Source organism: Microbacterium sulfonylureivorans, from assembly GCF_003999995.1.
Classification (GTDB): Bacteria; Actinomycetota; Actinomycetes; order Actinomycetales; family Microbacteriaceae; genus Microbacterium; species Microbacterium sulfonylureivorans.
This window is the reverse complement of the sequence record NZ_RJAD01000001.1, coordinates 1,629,728-1,649,994: the sequence shown is the minus strand read 5'-3', so window position 1 is coordinate 1,649,994 and position 20,267 is coordinate 1,629,728. Positions and strand designations below refer to the sequence as shown.

18 protein-coding genes are annotated in these 20,267 nt (G+C 68.8%); 10 read left to right on the top strand and 8 right to left on the bottom strand.

Annotated elements, in window-relative coordinates; translation table 11 throughout:
- Positions 1–282 precede the first annotated feature (282 nt).
- Together EER34_RS07260 and EER34_RS07255 are read right to left on the bottom strand one after the other, a co-directional pair.
- Entirely contained in the window at positions 283–798 is a 516-nt protein-coding gene (locus EER34_RS07260; protein WP_127473831.1) for a glycine cleavage system transcriptional repressor, read from the bottom strand.
- Positions 799–845: 47 nt separating this feature from the next.
- Positions 846–1,511 carry a DUF305 domain-containing protein gene (locus EER34_RS07255; RefSeq protein WP_164743484.1) on the bottom strand — a complete coding sequence of 222 codons (666 nt, stop codon included), beginning with the start codon at positions 1,509–1,511 and terminating at the stop codon, positions 846–848.
- A 257-nt stretch (positions 1,512–1,768) separates the two neighbouring features.
- On the opposite strand from EER34_RS07255, the gene EER34_RS07250 reads away from it, so the two are divergent.
- Positions 1,769–3,553, top strand: coding sequence for an LVIVD repeat-containing protein (locus EER34_RS07250; RefSeq protein WP_127473829.1), 1,785 nt, complete (start codon positions 1,769–1,771; stop codon positions 3,551–3,553).
- Between the two features lie 63 nt (positions 3,554–3,616).
- On the opposite strand, the gene EER34_RS07245 is transcribed toward EER34_RS07250, so the two are convergent.
- On the bottom strand, positions 3,617–3,976 hold the full coding sequence (locus EER34_RS07245) for a hypothetical protein (RefSeq protein ID WP_127473828.1): 360 nt from the start codon (positions 3,974–3,976) through the stop codon (positions 3,617–3,619).
- Between the two features lie 120 nt (positions 3,977–4,096).
- Between EER34_RS07245 and EER34_RS07240 the strand changes: the two genes are divergently transcribed.
- Both EER34_RS07240 and EER34_RS07235 read left to right on the top strand, forming a co-directional pair.
- Positions 4,097–5,125, top strand: coding sequence for a glycosyltransferase family 4 protein (locus tag EER34_RS07240; protein ID WP_164743483.1), 1,029 nt, complete (start codon positions 4,097–4,099; stop codon positions 5,123–5,125).
- Complete coding sequence (locus tag EER34_RS07235) at positions 5,122–6,240, top strand: glycosyltransferase (RefSeq protein ID WP_127473826.1); 1,119 nt, start codon at positions 5,122–5,124, stop codon at positions 6,238–6,240. The genes EER34_RS07240 and EER34_RS07235 overlap by 4 nt, the downstream gene beginning before the upstream one ends.
- A 1-nt stretch (position 6,241) precedes the next feature.
- Here the strand turns inward: EER34_RS07235 and EER34_RS07230 are convergent, their stop codons facing one another.
- Entirely contained in the window at positions 6,242–7,798 is a 1,557-nt protein-coding gene (locus EER34_RS07230; protein WP_240642166.1) for a sugar transferase, read from the bottom strand.
- A gap of 488 nt (positions 7,799–8,286) precedes the next feature.
- Between EER34_RS07230 and EER34_RS07225 the strand changes: the two genes are divergently transcribed.
- Positions 8,287–8,853, top strand: a complete 567-nt coding sequence (locus EER34_RS07225) for a flavin reductase family protein (RefSeq protein WP_127473825.1) — start codon at positions 8,287–8,289, stop codon at positions 8,851–8,853.
- 59 nt (positions 8,854–8,912) lie between these two features.
- A complete protein-coding gene (locus EER34_RS07220; protein ID WP_127473824.1) occupies positions 8,913–10,058 on the top strand; it encodes a glycosyltransferase family 4 protein in 1,146 nt (381 codons plus the stop codon).
- On the opposite strand, the gene EER34_RS07215 is transcribed toward EER34_RS07220, so the two are convergent.
- Positions 10,051–12,003, bottom strand: a complete 1,953-nt coding sequence (locus EER34_RS07215) for a glycosyltransferase (RefSeq protein WP_127473823.1) — start codon at positions 12,001–12,003, stop codon at positions 10,051–10,053. The genes EER34_RS07220 and EER34_RS07215 overlap by 8 nt on opposite strands.
- A 172-nt stretch (positions 12,004–12,175) precedes the next feature.
- On the opposite strand from EER34_RS07215, the gene EER34_RS07210 reads away from it, so the two are divergent.
- Together EER34_RS07210 and EER34_RS07205 are read left to right on the top strand one after the other, a co-directional pair.
- Positions 12,176–12,718, top strand: coding sequence for a hypothetical protein (locus tag EER34_RS07210; protein ID WP_127473822.1), 543 nt, complete (start codon positions 12,176–12,178; stop codon positions 12,716–12,718).
- Entirely contained in the window at positions 12,715–13,800 is a 1,086-nt protein-coding gene (locus tag EER34_RS07205) for a hypothetical protein (protein ID WP_127473821.1), read from the top strand. The genes EER34_RS07210 and EER34_RS07205 overlap by 4 nt, the downstream gene beginning before the upstream one ends.
- A 43-nt stretch (positions 13,801–13,843) precedes the next feature.
- Here EER34_RS07205 and EER34_RS07200 read toward each other — a convergent pair whose 3' ends face one another.
- Positions 13,844–14,980 (bottom strand): acyltransferase family protein, encoded by a 1,137-nt coding sequence (locus tag EER34_RS07200; protein WP_164743482.1) that lies wholly within the window; start codon positions 14,978–14,980, stop codon positions 13,844–13,846.
- 181 nt (positions 14,981–15,161) lie between these two features.
- Complete coding sequence (locus EER34_RS07195; RefSeq protein WP_127473819.1) at positions 15,162–16,034, bottom strand: glycosyltransferase family 2 protein; 873 nt, start codon at positions 16,032–16,034, stop codon at positions 15,162–15,164.
- Positions 16,035–16,198: 164 nt separating this feature from the next.
- Between EER34_RS07195 and EER34_RS07190 the strand changes: the two genes are divergently transcribed.
- Complete coding sequence (locus EER34_RS07190) at positions 16,199–17,140, top strand: glycosyltransferase family 2 protein (RefSeq protein ID WP_164743481.1); 942 nt, start codon at positions 16,199–16,201, stop codon at positions 17,138–17,140.
- Positions 17,141–17,182: 42 nt separating this feature from the next.
- Positions 17,183–18,220: a glycosyltransferase family 2 protein gene (locus EER34_RS07185; RefSeq protein WP_127473817.1), complete on the top strand. Its 1,038-nt coding sequence runs from the start codon at positions 17,183–17,185 to the stop codon at positions 18,218–18,220.
- Here the strand turns inward: EER34_RS07185 and EER34_RS07180 are convergent.
- On the bottom strand, positions 18,217–19,041 hold the full coding sequence (locus tag EER34_RS07180; RefSeq protein ID WP_127473816.1) for a polysaccharide deacetylase family protein: 825 nt from the start codon (positions 19,039–19,041) through the stop codon (positions 18,217–18,219). The two genes, EER34_RS07185 and EER34_RS07180, sit on opposite strands and share 4 nt — an antisense overlap.
- Positions 19,042–19,182: 141 nt before the next feature.
- Here EER34_RS07180 and EER34_RS07175 point away from each other — a divergent pair, with 141 nt between their 5' ends.
- Complete coding sequence (locus tag EER34_RS07175; RefSeq protein ID WP_164743480.1) at positions 19,183–20,256, top strand: glycosyltransferase family 2 protein; 1,074 nt, start codon at positions 19,183–19,185, stop codon at positions 20,254–20,256.
- Positions 20,257–20,267: the final 11 nt, after the last annotated feature.

Below are 20,267 nucleotides of genomic sequence, written 5' to 3'. Positions count from 1 at the left end.
GCGTGGCTTCAATCTAGGCCCGTGGTCCGAACCTCAAGAAATGCTGAAGTTCCCACGAATAGGGTGTCCCCCATATGGGGGACACGATACATTGGCCTTACTGCGGATCCCGGGCATTCTGGGGAAGACGGCTTCTGGGGAAGCCCGCCCGAGATTCGCATAAAGGGGAACGTGGTCTGGGGCCACGGGAATTTCCGTATTGGGGATGCGGACGGCCTCCTCGAGGGACTCGGTGCAACCGGTCTCCCGGGGGGGCCGACACCTTTTCCGGGTGGGGCCGGGTCAGCCGCCGAGCACCACATCCACCTGGATCTCGGACGCGAGCCGCTCCAGATCGGCCGTGACCGTCGCGAGATCGACGGATGCCGGCATCCGCGCGCTGATCGTCGCCTCGAACAGGCGTCCGCCGTACATCGCCGCGTCCCGAGTCTCGCTCGTCATCCGATCGATCGACAGATCGTGAGCGCGGAGTGCGGCCGAGATCTCACGCACGATGCCGGGGTGGTCGTTGCCGAGCACCCGGATCGTCAGCAGACGCGGCGGCGCGGCATCCCGCGCACCGTCGGCACCCGAATGCACGCTCACGGTGAGGAGGCCGTCGAGCGACGAGAGCGCCGCTCGGAGATCGTCCACACGATCGGGCGCGAGGGAGATCTGGACGATCCCGGCGAAGGCACCCGCGAGCTCGGCGAGCTCACTGTTCTCCCAGTTGCCGCCGTGGGCGTCGACGACGTCCGCCACCGCGGCGACCAGCCCCGCACGGTCGTCGCCGACGAGGGTGAGGACGAGCGTAGTCATGGTCTCAGCGTAGCGACCGCATGCGGAACGCCGACTGTCGGGCCGGTTCAGCCCTCGCGCTCGGCCAGCATCTCCTGCATGCGAGCGATCTCGATGCCCTGGTCTGCCTCGACGTGACGAGCGAACGCGTCGATCTCGGACTCCTGGCCACCGCCCGCCGCGTAGAGCTCGCGGACCATCTGGATCGCGCCCTCGTGGTGGCGGATCATCGACTCGAGGAACAGCACGTCGAACGCGTCACCCTCGGCCGCCTCGAGCTGTGCCAGCTCGGCCTCGGTCAGGACGCCCGGCATGTCGGCCGGGTGGTCGTCATGCGAGGCATCCGGATCCCGCACCGGCTCGCCTCGGGTCTGCAGCCACTTCTCCAGCTGGGTCATCTCGTCGGTCTGGCTCACGTCCATGCGCTCGGCGAGGAGCAGGACGTCGGAGCCCTCCGCCCGCTCTTCGACGTAGCCGACCATCTCGATCGCCTGCGAGTGGTGGTGGAGCATCTCCCGCACGAAGACGACGTCCTCTTCGACATACGTCGGCGTGCCGAGCCCGGCGGCCTCCTCCGGCGAGAGCGTGCGGTTCGGCTCGCCCGGCCCCCCGAGCTGCACGACCGGCGTCGTGGGCAGCGGCGCGACCTCGTCCGGCTCGGCGGTGCACCCCGCCAGCCCGGCGATGAGGAGCACAGCTGCGCTCAGTGAGACCAGCCGGGTCGGCGTCGGCATCATCGAACCTCTCGTGGGGGGCGTCGCTCCATCTTGCGCGGCCGGACGGCCGGAAGCGAGCGGGCGAAACGAAGAATTCACGATCGCGGTAGCGGTGACTCGCGCGCCACCGATACGTTCCATTCATATAACTGCATATCCGTGAAGTATGCGAAGTGCGATCGGTCCCTCCCCCAGAAGGGGCGGAATGCACTTCGGCCTGAGCAACAAACCGACATATCGATGACGCATCGCTGATTTGGGAGGGCCACATCCGCATGAACACACGATCACCCCAGGGATCGCGCTGGAGAACACGAACACTCGCCGCCGTCGGCGCGCTGGTGCTCGGACTCTCGCTGACGACCGCGACCTCCGCGCTCGCCGACACCCCCGACTCCGACCCGCGCGAAGGACTGGCGCCGGGTCTCCACGACGCCGAGCAGGCCGCGAGCAACATCGCGCTCCTGTCCGCTCAGCAGAAGACCGCGCCGTTCACGACGAACTCCGACCTGGCCTTCACCGGCGACTACGCCATCGCGGGCAACTACTTCGGCTTCCAGATCTACGACGTCAGCGACCCGGCCGCTCCGTCGCTCAGCGGCACGTTCGTGTGCCCGGGCGGTCAGGGCGACGTGTCTGTCTACGGCGACCTGCTGTTCATGTCGGTCGAGTCCGCTCCGGGCCGCCTCGACTGCGGCACGCAGACCACACCGACCACCGACCCGCAGAGCTTCCGCGGCGTGCGCGTGTTCGACATCAGCGACATCCTGAACCCGGTGCAGCTCACCGCCGTCCAGACGTGCCGCGGCTCGCACACGCACACGGTCGTCAAGGATCCCGACGATGACGAGAACGTCTACGTCTACGTCTCCGGCACCGCCGGCGTCCGCTCGTCGGCCGTCCTGGCCGGCTGCACCGGTCAGCCCACGAGCAACACGCTCGAGGCTCACCTCGACGCCAACGGCGACCCGATCCTCTCGTCCCGGTTCCTGGTCGAGGTGATCAAGGTTCCGCTCGCGGCACCCGAGACCGCCGCCGTCGTGAACGAGGCGCGCCTGTTCACGGATGCCGCGACCGGCAGCCCCGCGGGCCTCTGGCCGGGCGGCAGCCATGGCGAGGGGCTCCAGAGCACGTCGGCGACGGACGCGTGCCACGACATCACGGCCTATCCCGAGATCGGCCTCGCGGCCGGCGCGTGCGAGGGCAACGGCATCCTGATCGACATCAGCGACCCGGTGAACCCGGTGCGCCTCGATGCGGTGACCGACCCGCGCTTCGCGTACTGGCACTCGGCGACGTTCAACAACGACGGCGCCAAGGTCGTGTTCACCGACGAGTGGGGCGGCGGAAGCTCGCCGCGCTGCCGCGCCGAGGACCCGCAGAACTGGGGCGCGAACGCGATCTTCGACATCGTCGACGGTCAGCTGGAGTTCCGCAGCTACTACAAGATGCCCGCGGTCCAGACGGCGCAGGAGAACTGCGTCGCCCACAACGGCTCGCTCATCCCGGTGCCCGGACGCGACATCATGGTGCAGGCCTGGTACCAGGGCGGTCTCTCGATCTTCGACTTCACCGACAGCGCCAACCCGGTCGAGATCGCGTACTTCGACCGTGGACCGAACGACGGCACCCGTCTGGTGACCGGCGGCTACTGGTCGACGTACTGGTACAACGGGAACGTGTTCGGCAACGAGATCGGACGCGGCTTCGACAGCCTCGGCCTCACGCCGAGCGAGTACCTGAGCGAGAACGAGATCACGGCGGCGGGCGAGTTCCAGCTGGATCACTTCAACGCGCAGGCGCAGCCGCGGTACGACCACGACCCGAGCTTCGCGGTGGTCCGGTCTTACGTCGACCAGGCGGAGCGCGCCGGCGACCTCGACGGCAAGGCGCTCACCGAGGTGCGCAAGCACGTCGACAAGGCCGAGAAGCTCGCCGACGGCCCCGCCGCCGGACGTGCTGTGGTCGCCCAGCTCGACAACGCCGCCCGTAAATCGGGAGCCGCGTCGGACTCGGCGCTGGTGGAGGCGCTGGCCGCTCTGGCCGGCACCTTCAGCTGACCGACTGATCGGAGGGCGCTCGGTGGCTTCGGCCGCCGGGCGCCCTTCGCGTCCGACCGGCGCTCAGTGCCCCTGGCGCAGCTCGGCCGGCACCGGGAACGGCAGCCGGAATCGCTCGAGGTCGGCGCCCACGGCGGAGGCCGCGCCGAACTCGTCGGCCACCACAGTCACACCGCGAGGACTCGCCTCCGCGATCCGGACGGGCCGTTCGCGCCCGTCGGGGAAGGTCAGCGTCCATCGGTCGGCGAGGTAGCCGATGCCGAGCTCCTCGAGCAGATCCTCGGCTTCGAGCCACTCCAGCGGTTCGACGGTGAGCGCACGGCCGAGCAGGTCGTGCACGCGGAATCCGTCGCCGTCGGCGACCATCCAGCCCAGTGTCTCGCCATCGGGGCGGCGGTGTTCGATCCAGTCGGCGGGCAGCACGGCGGCGAGCCTAGCAGCGCAGCGACGCGGTCGGCTGGTCACGGGCGGGGCACCTCGGGTGGGATGGCATCGGTCCGCTCCGCCATTGCTCGTAGACTTCAGCGAGACCACGCGAGAGGGGTGACCGACGTGCGGGTGGTGCATCTCGTGTGCTCGACCGGCTTCGCCGGGGTCGAGCGGTACATGGTGAACGTCGCGATCGGCCTCGTCCGCGCCGACGTGAGCGTCGTCGTCATCGGCGGAGACGACAGCCAGATGCGTTCCGCGTTCGCCGGCACCGACGTCGAGTGGCTCCCCGGTCACGACATGCGCAGCGCGCTCGCGTCGCTTCGCACGTCGCCGGTCCCCGACATCCTCCACACCCACATGTCGCAGGCGGATCTCGTGGGCTGGTGGTACCGGCGCGGGACCGGTCGGCGCTCGCGGCACGTGAGCACACGGCACTTCGCCGGCCGGCGTGGGGGCAGCGCCGTCGCCCGAGCGCTCTTCCGGCCGATCGGGCAGTCGCTGGCGGCACAGATCGCGATCTCGCACTTCGTCGCGCAGAACGTCGAACCCCCCGCCGAGGTCGTGTACTCGGGCGTCGAGTCGACGGATGCCGTCACGCCGCGCGGCCGCTTCGTCTTGGCCGCGCAGCGACTCGAACCCGAGAAGAAGACGGCGGATGTCATCGAGGCGTGGGCTCGCTCCAGCGGCCCCCGGGACGGCTGGCGGCTCAGGATCGCCGGTGACGGCTCGGAGCGCGATGCGCTCGAGGGTCTCGCACGAAGCCGCCAGGTCGCGGAGTCCGTCGACTTCCTCGGCCACCGGACCGACGTCCCCGACCTCCTCGCCTCGGCTGCGCTCGTCGTCGCCCCGACGCCCCGGGAGGGACTCGGAATCCTCGTGCTCGAAGCGATGGCTCACGGCACCCCCGTCGTCGCCGCGGGTGGCGGCGGGCATCTCGAGACGGTGGGGATCGCAGCGCCCGGCCTCCTCTTCGCGCCCGGCGACACGGCGGCCGCGGCTCGGATCATCGACGAACTGCTCGCCGACCCCCTGCTGCGGAAGTCGTCCGGCGACGCACTCCGAGGACTCCAGCAGGAGCGCTTCACGATCGAGGCCCAAGTCGCGGGCACCCGAGCGGTCTACGAGCGGCTGTTCACGTGAGCCGCGACCTCGTCGTCCTGTCGCTCGAGTCATGGGACGACATCTGGCGCCGGAACCAGTACCTCATCGACGGGCTGCTCCGCCGCGATCCATCGCTGCGTGTGCTCTTCGTCGAGCCGTCCAACGATCTCCTGCATTCGGCCATCTCCGGTCGGGGTGTGAAGCGAGGGCGCGGACTGCGGGCCGCGCAGGGATACGAGGGCAGGCTTCACCTCTTCCAGCCCGACAAGCTGATGCCGCGGGTCGCCGGTCCTGCCGCAGACGCGCTGCTCCGCGGAGAGGTGCGCCGAGCCGTCCGCCGGCTCGGCCTCTCTTCGCCCGTGCTGTGGGTGAACGACCCCAGCTGGGCGGGACTCGTGACCGCCACCGACTGGCCGAGCGTGTACGACATGACGGACGACTGGCTCGCAGCCGATCGCCCCGACCGCGAGCTCCGCCGCATCGCCGCCAACGAGCGGGTGCTCATGGCACGCTGCGCCGCGGTCGTGGTGTGCTCGGAGGGCCTGCGCGAGACGCGCAGCTCGCAGCGGGATGTCGTCCTCGTCCCGAACGCCGTCGACGTGGAGCGGTATCGGCTCCCGCGCGTGCGGCCCGCCGATCTGCCGGAGCGCGCGGCGGTGTACGTCGGCACGCAGCACGAGGACCGGCTCGACGTCGAGCTCGTCCTGCGGACCGCGGATGCCGCGGCCTCCGTCGACGGTTCGATCGTGCTCGTCGGCCCCTCAGCTCTCGCGGCGGCCAACGTCGCGCGACTGGCGGCCCATCCGCGCGTGGTCCTGCTCGGCCCGAGGCCCTTCACCGACGTGCCGGCCTACTTGCAACACGCCACCGTGCTCGTCGTGCCGCACGTCGTGAACGACTTCACCGACAGTCTCGACCCGATCAAGCTGTACGAGTACCTCGCCGTCGGGCGGCCGATCGTCAGCACTCCCGTCGCGGGCTTCCGATCGCTGACGAGCGCGTCCGTGACGATAGCGGATGCCTCGGACTTCGCCGGCGCCGTCGGCGAAGAGCTTGCGACGGACCGACCGACCGTCGTCGAGTCGACTGTGCCCGATTGGGCGGACCGCGTCTCGGCGTTCGGCGACGTGCTGGCGCCGCTCTACGTCCGCTGACTCAGTACGCGCCCTCGGACTTGAGAACCGCTCCGACGGTCTTGCAGAGGATGAGCAGGTCGCCGACGACCGACCAGTTCTCCACATACCGCAGGTCGAGACGAACGCTCTCCTCCCACGACAGGTGCGAGCGACCGCTGACCTGCCAGGGACCTGTGATGCCCGGGCGGATGTAGAGGCGGCGATACGTGTCGTTCGCGTAGTAATCCGTCTCGCGAGGCAGCGGCGGGCGCGGCCCCACGATGCTCATGTGGCCGAGCAGGACGTTGAAGAACTGGGGAAGCTCGTCGATCGAGAACTTGCGCAGGATCGCCCCCACGCGTGTGACACGGGGGTCGCTCTTCATCTTGAAGAGCGGACCCGATCCTTCGTTGTCCGCTGCGACCACGTGGAGCATGTCCTCGGCGTCGACCCGCATCGAGCGGAACTTGAACATCGGGAACACTTCGCCGTCACGCCCGACGCGCGGCTGCGTGAAGAAGACCGGGCCCTTGCTCTCGAGCCGGATCGCGAGGGCGATGAACGGCGTCGCGAGGCCGACGAACACGAGCGCGATCGACGCAAGGAAGATGTCCAGGGCGCGCTTGGCGAGGTGCCGGCCGCCCTCGAAAGTCGGGATCTCGACCTGGATGAGCGGCAGGCCTTCGACGGGTCGCAACGACATGCGGGGTCCGGCGACGTCGACCAGAGGGCTCGAGAGGGAGAGCTCGGCGGCCGTGCCCTCGAGCTGCCAGGTGAGCCGCTTGACGTAACCCCGGTCGCCCTCCGGCAGACTGGCGAGGATCACGGAGTCCGCACCGAGCGCCTCGGCCTGTGCGCGGACGTCGGCGACCTCTCCGACCGAAGGAAAGCGGCGGTCGTCCACGACCACGTCGCCACCGTGCGGGTCGTCGAGGATCACTCCGACGACCTGATACGCGTGCAGTCCGTCCGTCTGGAGGCTGTCGATGACGTACTCGACGTCGTAGCGGTTTCCGACGACGAGGGCCCGCGACACGAAGTGGCCCGCGACGCGCTGGCGCTGGAGCCATCGACGCGAGATCCACCGGCTTGCCAGAATCCCCAAGGTGCCGAGCGGCAAGGCGATGAGCAGCTGCGTGCGAATGCCCTGCGACTGCATGATGACGAACGCGATCGCGGCGATCCCGAACGCCATCCCCGTCGCATGAAGAACGCGGCGGTACTCGACGCCCTGCCCGATGACACGGGGCGACCGCGTCTGGAAGAGGCTCAGGAGCAGCAGCCAGATGGAGGCGGTCAGGATGAAGACTCGACCGTACTGCCACGGGGCGTCGGTCAGATCGACCTGCGCGATCGCTGCGATCTGGATCCAGGCCGCGACGCCTGTCGATGCGATCACGACACCGGTGTCGGCGAGGCGGAGGCGCCAGCGGTACGCGCGCTCCCAGCGGAGCCGGTTCTCGAGCGTCGTGTTCGCCGTCGGTGCGACTGCGGCCCTGAACTTGGGCTCTGCACGGTCCACCGAAACCAACGGTGCGGGCGGATTGCCCGCGAAAGGGGTCGCCGCCAGGCGCTGCCCCTCGTCGATAGTCGTCACGACGTTGCCCTCCCCAGTGGGCACAAAGCACGAACGTCCGTAGACGTGCGTGGCATTCCCCAGTTACCCGCGATCCCACACCGCGGTCATATATCCCTGCGTCTGCTGCTTCCCTGCGTCCTCACCTTCCCAAGAGGAGGACGCGCAACAAGAGATACATAGCGCACTCTATCGCCATCGGCGAACGAATAGTGAGAGGTTCCTCATTATTTCCGAAGGGTTGGCCAAGGGCACTCGCAGAGCGTCGCCGCCGCGACGAGACTGAAGCCGGCGGGATCCGTATCCGTCGTGCGCCCCTCCACCGGCGAGGCGTACAGTTGAACCAAGTCCCTGACCAGGCGTGCAGAAACTGGGCGTGATGCTCGCCGTTCGGGCCAGGGACTCGGTGAGGTCACACGGGGGAACCGAGTCAGCCGACCGGTCAGGTATCTGAACGGCGGTCGAACGACTCTTCCCGGGGGAGCGTAGAACCGGACTGGGGAGGGACCATGACCTTGACACACGAGATCGCGGCGAACGCCGACCTCGACATCCAGCCGGAAAGCAGCGCACCGGCGGGAATCAGTCCGGAAGAGCTCAAGGCCGTGTTCCGAGACCACCCCGCGGGAATCGCCGTGATCACCGCCGATGCGGGCGACGGTCCCGTCGCCATGACCGTGTCGAGCGTCTTCTCGGTCTCCGCCGCCCCTCCGCTGATCGTCTTCTCCGCGTCGGTCCTCTCCTCGAGCACCCCGACGCTGCAGGCGGCCGAGACGGTCGTGATCCACATGATCGACACCGACTCGCTCGACCTGGCGGTGCTCTGCGCGACAAGCGGCGTCGACCGCTTCGCCGACACCGACGCCTGGACGCGGCTCGAAACCGGGGAACCGGTGTTCCACGGCGTCACGCGGCGGGTCCGCGCGCGCGTCACGAGCCGGCTCGACGCGGGCTCGTCGACCGTCATCGTCGTGCATGCGCTGGAAGCGTGGCACGACCCGGAGCACCGCCCGCAGCCGCTCGTGTACCACAACCGGACCTGGCACACTCTCAGCGACTCCAGCACCATCTCCTGAACGCCAGGCGGTCGCGCCGCGAAGCCGGCCGCCCGCGCGGACCTGGCTAGCATGTCTGAATGCGCGTCGCGATGTCGTCCTATGCCTTCAACAACGAGGGCGGCATCGAGCGCGCGTCATACGAACTGGCGCTGCGAATGGCCGACCGGATAGACCTCACTCTGGTCTCCGCGCACATCGATCCGCTGCCGCCGGCGCCTCTGACCTGGCATCGGGTGCCCATGAAGCCCGCACCGAGGTTCGCGATTCCGATGACCTATTCGGCGGCGGCGAGCCGCAGCATCCGAGGCCTCGACTTCGACGTGATCCACAACCAGGGCGGGTGCGCGACGCGCATGCAGGACGTCATCACCGCGCACAGCTGCCACCGTGCATGGTGGGAGATGAAGCTCCGCAACGGCGAGGCGCTGCGGGCCGTCGCCAACCCGTTCCACCACGCGGTGCTGCGTGTGGAGCAGTCCAACTACCGGCCGGATCGGTTCCGCCGGGCGATCGCGGTCTCGCCCAGCGTGGGTCGTGAGCTGACGCAGTACTACGGCGTCGATCCGGATCGCATCACCGTCATTCCGAACGCCGTGGACGTCACCCGCTTCCAGCCTGCGGATGCCGCGGACCGCCGCGCTCGCGTGCGTGCCGGGCACGGCTACACCGACGACGACGTCGTCCTGCTCTTCGTCGGCAAGGAGTTCCGCCGCAAGGGGCTCGCGGCGATCATCGACGCCCTGCCGTCGCTGCCCGCGGCGGCGAAGCTCCTCGTGGTGGGCGGTGCCGATCCGGCCGCCTTCCGCGCTCAGGCGAGGTCTGCGGGAGTGGGGGACCGCGTCACCTTCGCAGGCCACTCGCCCACCGTGGAGGACTACTTCCAGGCGGGGGACGTGTTCGTGTTCCCGACGATGTACGAGGCCTTCGGCCTGGTGATGCTCGAAGCTGCGGCGGCCGGTCTCCCCGTCGTCGCGACCCCGCTCGGCGTGGCTGAGGAGTTCATCGAAGTGGGCCGGAACGGCGCGTACGTCGAGCGAGACGGGGCCTCGGTCGCCCGAGCCGTCGCACCACTTGTCGCGGATCGCGATCTGCGGCGACGCCTCGGCGAGAACGCGCGGGCGGATGCGGAGCGGTACACGTCGTGGGACACCGTGGCCGCGCGGACGCTCGAGGTCTACGAGGACGTCGCGGAGGCCAAGCGTCGCGACGGGGTGCTCAGGTGATCCGCTCGGAGTAGGCGACCGGGCCCTCGAGGAAGATCGCACGCCGCCGGCGGGCGGCCCTCCGCGCGTCGCCGCCGGCGACGAGGGCGCGGACGGTGGCTCCGACGATGACGCCGGCGCGGAAGATCTGCCACCCCGCCGCGCCGAAGTGCTTTCGCTGGTACTTCTCATTGCTCGCGAAGAACATCGCCTCGCGACGCGTGCCGTCGCCGCCCGTGCCGGCACCGATGTGGGATGCCTCGACCGACGCGACGGCGATCGACCAGCCGGCGTCCCGTGCCCGCTTCTGCCAATCGACCTCTTCGGCGTACAGGAAGAATCGCTCGTCGAACGCCCCTATGTCGGCGATCGCCTCGGCTCGGAGGAGAAGCACCGAGCCGATGGCGAACCCGTGCCCCCGGTCGAATCGGCCGAGGCCCAGGGCATCGATCCATGCGCGCGCGGGACTCGGGAACGGCCACCACACTCGCGAGGGCTGCCCGGTCGCGGGATCGACCTGCGTCGCGCCCACGGCCGCGATGCGCGCCCCGCTGTGCAGGGCCCGGTGCATGTGGTGCACCGCGGCCCCGCCGATGCGGGCGTCGGGGTTGAGCAGGAGCACGTCGTCGCCACTGAGCCCGCGATCGGCCAGCGATCGAAGTGCGACGTTGACGCCCGCGCCGAAGCCCAGGTTGGCGCCGGGGTCGACGTAGTGCGCACCTCGGCGCTGCGCCAGGACCTTCGTCGCCGCCGACGAGGAGTTGTCGACGATGGTCACGGCGAATCCCTCGCCGAGCTCCTCGAGCGCTCCGTCGAGCAGCGTCGGATCCCCATAGGCGATCGCGACGACCTGCGGGGGCCTCGCCGCGCCGCCGTCGCACGTCGGGACGACGGCGCGGTACAGGGCGCTCTGCTGCTCGGCGACGCGCTCCCAGGTGAACTGGTCCGCGCGTGCGAGTCCGGCCGCCCGCAGCTCGCCCCAGCGCGCGTCGACGAGCGCGGAATCGATCCCGTCTCGGAGTGCGTCAGGATCGCCGGGCTCCACCAGCACCCCCGCATCGGCGACGACATCGGGAATCGCCCCGGATCGGCTCGCGACCACGGGGACGCCGGACGCCATCGCCTCGACCGCGACGCGGCAGAACTGTTCGAGCCACCCCGGCCAGGGGACCGACGGCACGGCGAGCAGGTCGAGTCGTCGATAGCGGTCCGCGAGCTCATCTCCCTGGGCGAAGCCGAGGAACGACACGCGGTCGGCGATGCCGAGTTCGGCGACCAGCGCGACGAGCTCGGCGTGCTGCGGGCCGTCTCCGGTGATCTCGATGCGCCATTCGGGTCGGGATGCCGCGGCCCGCAGCAGTGTCGCCACACCCTTGTACGGCTCGAGGCGGCCGACGTAGCCGATGACCGGCCCGTCCCGCGGAGCCGTGCGCGCGCCCTGCGAGAACTGCGCGGTGTCCACCCCGAGCGGGATGAGCTGCGCGGGGCCCCGCAGCCCCTTGCGTACGAGGATCTCTCCGGCCTCACGGTTGCAGACGTACGCGGCGGCAGCACCGCGGAGCGCCGCGCGCTCGAACCAGCGGAACGGGATCGGATATCGCTTCTCGATGTTCTGCGCCGAATAGAGCACGTACGGCGCGCGAGAGCGCCGAAGCCGGCGGAGGAGGAGCACCTCGGCGGTCGCGAGGGAGAACGGCTCCTCGTGCAGGTCGATGATGTCGGGCTTCGCGCCCAGCAGCCGCCAGATCGGGCGCGGGTTGTACAGGAACGCGTTCGGATGCGTGCCGATGGTGCGGGCGCCGGTGACGAAGGCATCGTCGTCCAGGTCGAGCTCGACGACCCTGCCCCCTTCGTTCCAGGATTCCGCCGAGACCATCCGAACATCGAAACCCAGCTCTCGCAGGCGTCGTTCCCGCGCCCGCCATGCCGAGACCACGCCGTGATGGGCGACGCGAAGCACTCTCATTCGGCCCCTTCCCAGGCCAGCCTAGCGACGAGCCGAATGACGCGGTCTCGCAGAACTCGTGACTGACGAATGAAGTCGCGAAGGGCTACAGTGTCAGCATCACCTGCGGGCGGCGACAGCCGATCCCCCAACCGCATACGAAGGCCCCCGACCTTTACGAAGGGATCGCCCGATGCGGACGCCGCCTGAGCCCTCGGCTCGCCGCCGAGCGCTCTCGATGATCCTGCCGGCTGTGGTGTCGGCGGTCATCCTGATACCCAACCTCGTAGTCATCGCTCTCGGGGTCGAGGACTTCCCCTTCACCACCGCACCGATGTTCGCCCACTACGTGGGTCCGGACACCACCCTCTACGCGCTCAGGCTCGAGGGTGTCCGAGACGGCGCGTCCGAGCCGTTTCCGATTCAGGAGACGAACCTCAGCTCGATCGAGTTCCAGCGGCAGCTGTCCTCCTGGTACTACCGACCGATGACAGACACCGCTCCGTTCCGCGACCTGAGCGGAGCGTCCACGCCCGAAGTGTTCGCGAAGGTCATGGCCGACTACTTCGGGGCGCTCACCGATTTCCTGCGCGAAGAGCGGGGGATCTCGTATGACGCCGTCGAACTCTACGTCGACGTCGTCGACAGCTCGGGGAACATCATCGAGAGCGAGCCGGTCGGAACCTACGACATACCGACGGACAGCTACACCCAGACGTACCGGGCAGACCGATGACGACCTCTTCACCACAGCGCGCGGCGCGGCTGACGCGTGTTCTGTCGCTGCTCTGGGTCGGTCGACTGAGCTGGCTCCGGATCGCGCTCGCGCTCGCCTTCGGTGAGCGCACACTCGAGCTGGTGCAGTCGTGGCACAACGATGTACCGCAGAACGGCGGCCACGGATGGGTGATGAGCGTCGTTCCCCAGGGGGTGACGGAGCTCCTCCTCAGCTACCCGAACCGAGTGGCGGGCGTCGTCATCGTTCTCATCGTGCTCAGTGTCATCGGACTGGGGAGCAGGCCCGCACTGTTTCTCCTGGTCCTCATCGGCCTGTTCGCGCGCGCTGTCTCGTGGAACAACGGCATCTTCGATCACGAGTCGTCCCTGACCACTCAGGTGCTGTTCGTCCTCGTCTTCGCTCCTGGCACGAACGCCGTGTCTCTCGAACACGTCGTCCGGTGGTGGCGCGGAGGTCGCAAAGATCTCCTGGCCACTCTCACCGCCCCCTATCGGCAATGGGGGGTCATGCTGATCCTGGCGCTGCTGGCCGTCACGTACACGGCATCGGGACTGTCGAAGCTGCGTTTCGGCGGCTTCGAGTGGCTGAACGGCGAAACGCTCGGGTTCTATCTCAGGGGCCTCACCGCCGGCGACACCGTGTATCTGGTCGGCGACGGGACACCCACGTGGCGGGACGACTTCGGTCTGCAGATGTACACATTCGCGAACCCGAGGTTCGGCCAGTACGAGCCGGCCGCGCTCGCGCATTTCGTCGACTGGATGGCACACACGCCCGCCGTCATGGCGGTCTTCGCGACCGCTACCGTCCTGCTCGAACTCGCCGGCTTCCTGCTCTTCGTGCCGAGGCTGCGCAGCGTTCTGCTGGTCGGCTACATCGGCATGCACACCACGATCGGCCTCCTCATGGGGCTGCCGTTCCACGAATACCAGATCATCTGCCTGTTCCTCATCGAATGGGAGCGGATCGTACCCTTCGTCCTGAACCTCTTCGCCAGGAAGCGGGACAGCTCCCACGTCGACTCAGCCAGCCTCCCACCAGACGTTCCGCGCGACCGGGCAGATTCGTCCGGCCGGTGAGGGACGATGGATGACGCGGTCAGGACTCACCGCCCGCCTGGCCCTACGAGACGTGTGGGGTCTGCCCGCGCCCGATCTCGGTATCGGGGGAGACCGGACGCCGCTCGGCATCCGCTGCAGCCGTCTCTACCGACGCCGGGCCCTCCGCCCTCGTGACCCACCGTCTCGGCAGATGCAGCCACGCAGGCTGGTCGTAGAGGACCGCGGCACGTTTCGTCAGCCGATGGATGATGAGGCTCACCACGATGGCGAAGGCCGTGAGCAGCGGCACAAGGAACGGCTCGAGGAGCGGCGGAATGACGTCGATGGAGGAGATGATGAGCCACCCTGCCGCCAGCGGGTACCACTGCAGCAGATACACGTAGAGAGTGCGTGAACCCAACTGGAAGAGCCAGTCGAACGCGGCCCACCTGGCGAGCAGGACTGCCGCACTGCAACCCGCAGCGACGGCGAGAACGCTCAACAGGAACCAGACCACCAGGTGCTGGGCCGAACTCGAGTCGGTCCCCAGCCAGCCCTGCCAGCGGGCCACGACGACGAGTGCCGCGTAGACGACGGGGGCGATGAGCGTATGCCACAACCGCAGCCGCGGGACGAATTCGCGCAGGCGGGGCCCGATCTGGGCCGCAAGCAAGAAGAAGAAGAAGTACTTGCCGACCTTGCCCCACGAGCTAGCAGGGTCGACCACCAGTCCCGACTCGCACAGCATCGTCAGCACGAAGGCCAGTGAGAGCTGAACGGCGAACGGGAGCTTTCTCGCGAACCAGCCGACCAAGAAGTACAACGCGATGGCGAAGATGAACCAGGTCGCGCCGTTCGGACCGCTGGAGTCCATCAGGAGCTCGCCCACATGACCGGGGAGTTGGAGCGCATGGAACACGCCCCACACGACGACCACCCCCGTGATGATCGACCACAGCACGTAGAGCCAGGAGAACTTGAGCACTCGGAGGTCGATGACGTCGCGCAGCCTCATCGCGAGAACGCGGGAGGCGAAGATGCCCGCCATGAAGAAGAACAGCGGCATTCGGAACGACTCGAGCACAGCCGAGTAGTCGACCCAGTGCCACACGTGCACATCGGTGACCACCGGGAACGCCGCATGAAGGAACACCACGAGGATGATCGCAATCCCCTTGGCGACGTCTATCCATCGTTCGCGCGGCTTGTCTGAGGGCATGCGCGCACCCCGCTCCCCAAGTGCAGACCCCATGTCACGAGCGATGCTCGCACTCTGCGCTGGGAAGTATACCCCTAGACCTCGGTTCGCGAGAGGTAGTCCTTCTCGGCGTCGCGAGCGACGCGGTCGCGGAAGACGCGGGCGCGTGGGCTCCGATGCGCTGGTCTTCGATCGAGCTCCCTCATCGCCGGCCGATCCCTCTCTCGACGGCGACGGGACCGCGACGGAACAGCGACATCCGAGCACGCGCAGCGCGTCCACGCTCCCCGCGGAAGACGAGCACACGCGGGATGCCTCCGACGACGATCGACCATCGGGCGACCTGCCACCCATACCAGCCGTAGTGCTTGCGGAGGAAGCGCTCGAGACCGGCTTGGAGGAAGACCTCCCGCCGATCGAGGTCGGTGCTCGTTCCGGCGCCGACGTGCATGGCAGTGACCTCTTCCACGGCGACGTTGCTCCACCCGGCCCGGTGCGCACGGTATTGCCAGTCGGCCTCCTCGGCGTAGAGGAAGAAGCTCTCGTCAAATCCCCCGACGGCGGCCAGGGCCGCCGCATTGATGAGGAGGACCGAGCCGATGACGTAACGCGGCTCCGTCTTCACCAGACGACCGAGCTTCACCGCGTCGGCGACGAACTGGATGGGCCTCGGGTACGGCCATGTCACCTGCTGGTGACTTCCGTCGGCGTACACCTGCGCGGGTCCCACGGCCGCGATGCCGGGCTCTCCGTGCAGCACCTCGCGGAGCCTGTCTACGACCTCCGGCTCGACGACGGCGTCGGGATTGAGGAGGAGCACATCAGCACCAGGCAGACGGCGGCGCGCGAGTGCGAAGTTCACCCCGGCTCCGAAGCCGAGGTTCGCACCCGGATCCCAGTATTGCGCGCCCTCTTCATGCGCGATCCGCGCGATCTCGGGCATCGACGAGTTGTCGACGATCGTGACCGCGAACCCGCGCACCGGGGCGAGCGCGTTGCGCACGAGCTCAGGTGCGCCATATGCGACCACGACGATCTCGACGTCACCGTGCCGCGCCGCGTCCCCGCCGACCATCGCACCCCCATCGCGCTGGGCGCCTCTCCGACGCGCCGCCGCGGTCCAGCCTATGGGAGCACCACCTGCGCCGGTGATCCTCCATGATGGAACCGAGCGGCCGGGGCGACCGTCCCGCACGGCGCGAGGGGAGGCACGGGATGGCGGCACCCGATCGACCTGCCGTGAGCGTCATCATCCCTGCGTACAACGCGGCGGAGTTCCTCGGCGATCAGCTCGAGGCGCTCGCGGCGCAGCAGACCGACCTCTTCTTCGAGGTGCTCGTATGCGACAACGGCTCGAGCGACGGAACCGCGGGGGTCGTGGGCTCCTTTTCCTCGCGGATGCCGCACACGCGGCTGATCGACGCGTCGCGGCGTCGGGGCGCGTCGGCCGCGCGCAACATCGGCGCGCGTGCCGCCGAGGCACCGCTGCTGCTGTTCTGCGACGCCGACGACGTCGTGGACCCCGGCTGGGTGAGCGCACTGTGCGCCGGCCTCCGTGACGCTCCGTTCGTCGCCGGCGCTGTCGAGCACAGACTGCTCAACCCCGGACGGGAGTGGGATTTCGGCTGGAACGAGCCCACCTTCTACGATCCCGCCCTGCCGCAGTTCCCCGCGTGCGGATCCGGAAACATGGGCGTGCGCAGTGACGTGTTCGCGGAGGTCGGCGGATTCGACGAGTCGTTGCTCGCCGGCGAGGATCTCGATTTCTCATGGCGCGTACAGCTCGCCGGGCACCGGCTCGTCGGAGTGCCCACGGCAGTGATCCACTACAGAAAGCGCGGCGGGATCAGGGCTGCTGCGCGGCAGGGGCTCGTGAAGGGCGCGGGCACACGCACGCTCGCGCACCGATTCGCGCTCGTGCGCGACGCGTACGGCCGCCAGAGGGTGTCTCCTGTCGCCCCGTCGCCATCGGTCGACCACCGCCCCCGCCGCTGGGCGGAACGGTTCGACAGGCTGCGCCGCCTGCCCCGCAAGGCGCTCGAGATCCTGCGCAATCCCGCCGCCGTCACGCCCTACATCGCCTCACTCGCATTCCAGTGGGGATACCGCACGGCCGAGCTCTCGGGCGTGGTGCAGCTGCCGCCTCCCGGCCGACTCCCCCCAGTCGTCCGCGCCCCCTGATCGACCCCGGGCTCCAGCCCACCGAGACGCTACGATCACCGAGTGACCCCCGACACCCCCTCGGAAGCGGCACTCCCCGCCGTGAGCGTGATCGTTCCTGCGTACAACGCGGCGTCGACCATCGCCCGGCAGCTGGAGGCGCTGTCGCGACAGCGGGTGGATGTCGAATGGGAGGTCATCGTCAGCGACAACGGCTCGACCGACCGCACCGCCGACATCGCGCGTTCGTGGGCGGGCCGGCTGCCGCTGCGTGTGGTCGATGCCTCCGCTCGTCGTGGCCCCTCCTCCGCGCGCAACGCCGGCGCGGCCGCTGCCCACGCGCCGCTGCTCGCCTTCTGCGATGCCGATGACGCCGTCGCCGACGACTGGCTGGCACACCTTCTGCCGACGCTCGAAGCGAATGACGTCGTCGTGACGTGCGCCCGCATCGAATCGCCGTTCTCGACGACCGAGCGACCGCTGTTCGACCTCGTCACCACTCTGCGGATGCCCTTCCTGCCTGAGCTGCCGTTCGGCAGCAGCTCGCGACTGGCGGTGAGCGCCGAGGCCTTCCGCCGGGTGGGCCGCTTCGATGAGTCGCTGCGCACGGGCGAAGACGTCGACCTCTCGTGGCGGCTGCAGCTGTCCGGCTACCGGCTCCACGAGTGCCGCGATGCGCTCATCGATCATCACCATCGCAGCGGATTCATCGCGACCGTGCGCCAGTATGCGGGCTACCAGCGCGGCAGACGCGAGCTCCAGCACCGCTATGCGCAGGTCATCGACGAGTTCAACGCCGCTCGCGGCACCGCGCCCGATCCGGACTGGGAGGCCGGCGTGGTGAACGCGGCGCAGCCGACGGTCGACGCACCCTCCTCACGAATGGGCCGAGTGGTCGCGTATCTTCGCGACCCCGATGAACGACGACAGTTCGCGCGACGGGTGATGCAGTCCGGGCGTCTTCGCGCGGCGAGGTCGCTCGGTCTGTTCCTGGGCCGGATCGTGGGCCGGATCGACTCCTCGCAGCAGCAGGTTCCAGCGTCGCTCGCACGGACGTACATCGACCGTGAGCGCCCTTTCGTGCGCCGCCCGACCAGCTAGCCGGCAGAACGACGCCAGATCCACTCCTCCCACCGGTCGTACCTGCCGCGAAGGAGAGCGTCGAAGATGCGCGGCGAATCGACCCTCGTCACGAAACTCCGGGCGGCCGTTCCGGGAGACCGCGTCTCCTCGGCCTGCGCGTAGATCACCTCGTACCCGAGCTCCAGAGCGGCCTCGTGCGCCCGGACGGGCCAGTTGCCCGACTGGCCCCACGGGATGGCGAAGGTCGACGTGCGAATGCCGGTGCGCCTCTCGATGAGCTCTTGGGCGCTGCCGATCTCGTGCACCGCCTGCTCCTTGCCGATGCGGGAGAAGTCCGGGTGGCTCGCCGAGTGATTGCCGATCTCTGCTCCGAGCTCGGCGAGGCGGCTGACCTCGGCCCAGCTCAGCGCGTCTCCTCCGAGTCCGTCCTCGGACCAATCCGAAACGACGAACACCGAGAAGGGGATGTCGTATGACGCGAGAATCGGCGCAGCTGCCGTCAGGACGCTTCGAGGCCCGTCGTCGAAGGTGACGCTCAGGTCGAGCGGTCCGCCACCCGTGCGCACGATGTCGGCCGCCGGAACGAACCGGTACCCCGCATCGAGAGCGGACTCGATCTGCTGGCGGAATCTGCCCTCGTCGACATCGTTGATCCCCCACCTGGGCTGGCCGACCGAGTGATAGCACAGGATGCGGCCGGCTGCTCGCTCGGAGTCGCGCCCGCCGGTCGCCAGCGCGTGCCGGTCCAGGAAGACGCGCGCACCCTCGGCGCCGCCTCTCACGTCCGACGCCAGGGAGGCGAGCCGGGCGCGAATCCCCAATCCGAACCGGATCTCCACCGTCGAACTCTAGCCGAGGCGGGGCCATCGGCCGTCGGCCTACTATGGACCTGTTCGCCGCGGCCGGGCGAACGGTGAGGAACCGTCTGCGTGAACCGCGGCATCCTCGCAACGCCTCGTCGAGGGAGGATGCCACGCACGATGAGGAAAGTCACCCCCGTCCCGCTGATGACGACGCCCACCGTGAGCGTCGTCATCCCCTGTTACAACTACGGCCATTTCCTGCCGTTCGCCGTCGAGAGCGTGGTCTCGCAGGAGGACGTCGACGTCGACGTCCTGATCATCGACGACTGCTCGACCGACGACAGCCTTCAGGTGGCGGAAGGTCTGGCGGCGCGCTTTCCTCGCGTGCGCGTCATCCGCAACGAGAAGAATCTCGGCCTCATCGGCACGGCGAATGCGGGACTGGCGATGGTCACCGGAACCTACGCACTCCTCATCTCCGCCGACGACGGGCTGGCGCCGGGGGCGCTGGCACGTGCGGCTGCGGTGATGGAGGCGCATCCCGACGTCGGGCTCACCTATGGTCCCGTCGTCTACGCCACGGGTCCCGACCTGCCCGACGACATCCCCGAGCCCGCAAGCCACTGGGTGATCTGGGACGGCATCGAATGGGCCGAGCGCCTGTTCCGCAACGGGGCGAACCAGATCTACTCGCCCGAGGCGATCGTGCGTACGTCGACGATGCGCGAGGTCGGCGACTACGACCCCGCCGTTCCCTACACGTCCGACTTGCAGATGTGGCTGCGCTTCGCGGCGCAGACGAACGTCGGCTTCATCGCAGGGACGGTCCAGGCCTACTACCGCGTGCACGGCGCGAACATGTCGATGACCCAGGGCGGCATGGTCGGTGATCGCCGAGAGCTGGGCGAACTGCGACACCGAATGGCCGCGTTCGTCTCGGCGTCGAAGAAGTTCCCGCGCGGAGCGCGGTATCTGAGAGACGCGAGTCGTTCCGTTGCCAGATACGCACTCCTCCTCGCTCGCATCGAACGGGACGCCTCACGCAACCCCGACTACGTCGATGAACTCGTGACCTTTGCGGCTACGCTCGATCCCGCGTCGCGCCGCCGCGCTGCCTGGGCCGCGTCTCGCACGCGCAGAGCAATGGCTCGGACGCTCGCCCGCACAGGGGTGCGCAGGCTTCTGGTCGCGCCCCGCGTCCGCGAGACGGGTCGCAGCAGAGCCAGCAACGACGACACCGGGGTGTTCTGACCGACTGCTAG

Coding starts and splice junctions, on each gene's coding strand:
- EER34_RS07260 (WP_127473831.1), bottom strand. CDS start 798: ATGACTACGCTCGTCCTCACCCTCGTCGGCGACGACCGTGCGGGGCTG.
- EER34_RS07255 (WP_164743484.1), bottom strand. CDS start 1,511: ATGCCGACGCCGACCCGGCTGGTCTCACTGAGCGCAGCTGTGCTCCTC.
- EER34_RS07250 (WP_127473829.1), top strand. CDS start 1,769: ATGAACACACGATCACCCCAGGGATCGCGCTGGAGAACACGAACACTC.
- EER34_RS07225 (WP_127473825.1), top strand. CDS start 8,287: ATGACCTTGACACACGAGATCGCGGCGAACGCCGACCTCGACATCCAG.
- EER34_RS07220 (WP_127473824.1), top strand. CDS start 8,913: ATGCGCGTCGCGATGTCGTCCTATGCCTTCAACAACGAGGGCGGCATC.
- EER34_RS07215 (WP_127473823.1), bottom strand. CDS start 12,003: ATGAGAGTGCTTCGCGTCGCCCATCACGGCGTGGTCTCGGCATGGCGG.
- EER34_RS07210 (WP_127473822.1), top strand. CDS start 12,176: ATGCGGACGCCGCCTGAGCCCTCGGCTCGCCGCCGAGCGCTCTCGATG.
- EER34_RS07205 (WP_127473821.1), top strand. CDS start 12,715: ATGACGACCTCTTCACCACAGCGCGCGGCGCGGCTGACGCGTGTTCTG.
- EER34_RS07200 (WP_164743482.1), bottom strand. CDS start 14,980: ATGCCCTCAGACAAGCCGCGCGAACGATGGATAGACGTCGCCAAGGGG.
- EER34_RS07195 (WP_127473819.1), bottom strand. CDS start 16,034: ATGGTCGGCGGGGACGCGGCGCGGCACGGTGACGTCGAGATCGTCGTG.
- EER34_RS07175 (WP_164743480.1), top strand. CDS start 19,183: ATGAGGAAAGTCACCCCCGTCCCGCTGATGACGACGCCCACCGTGAGC.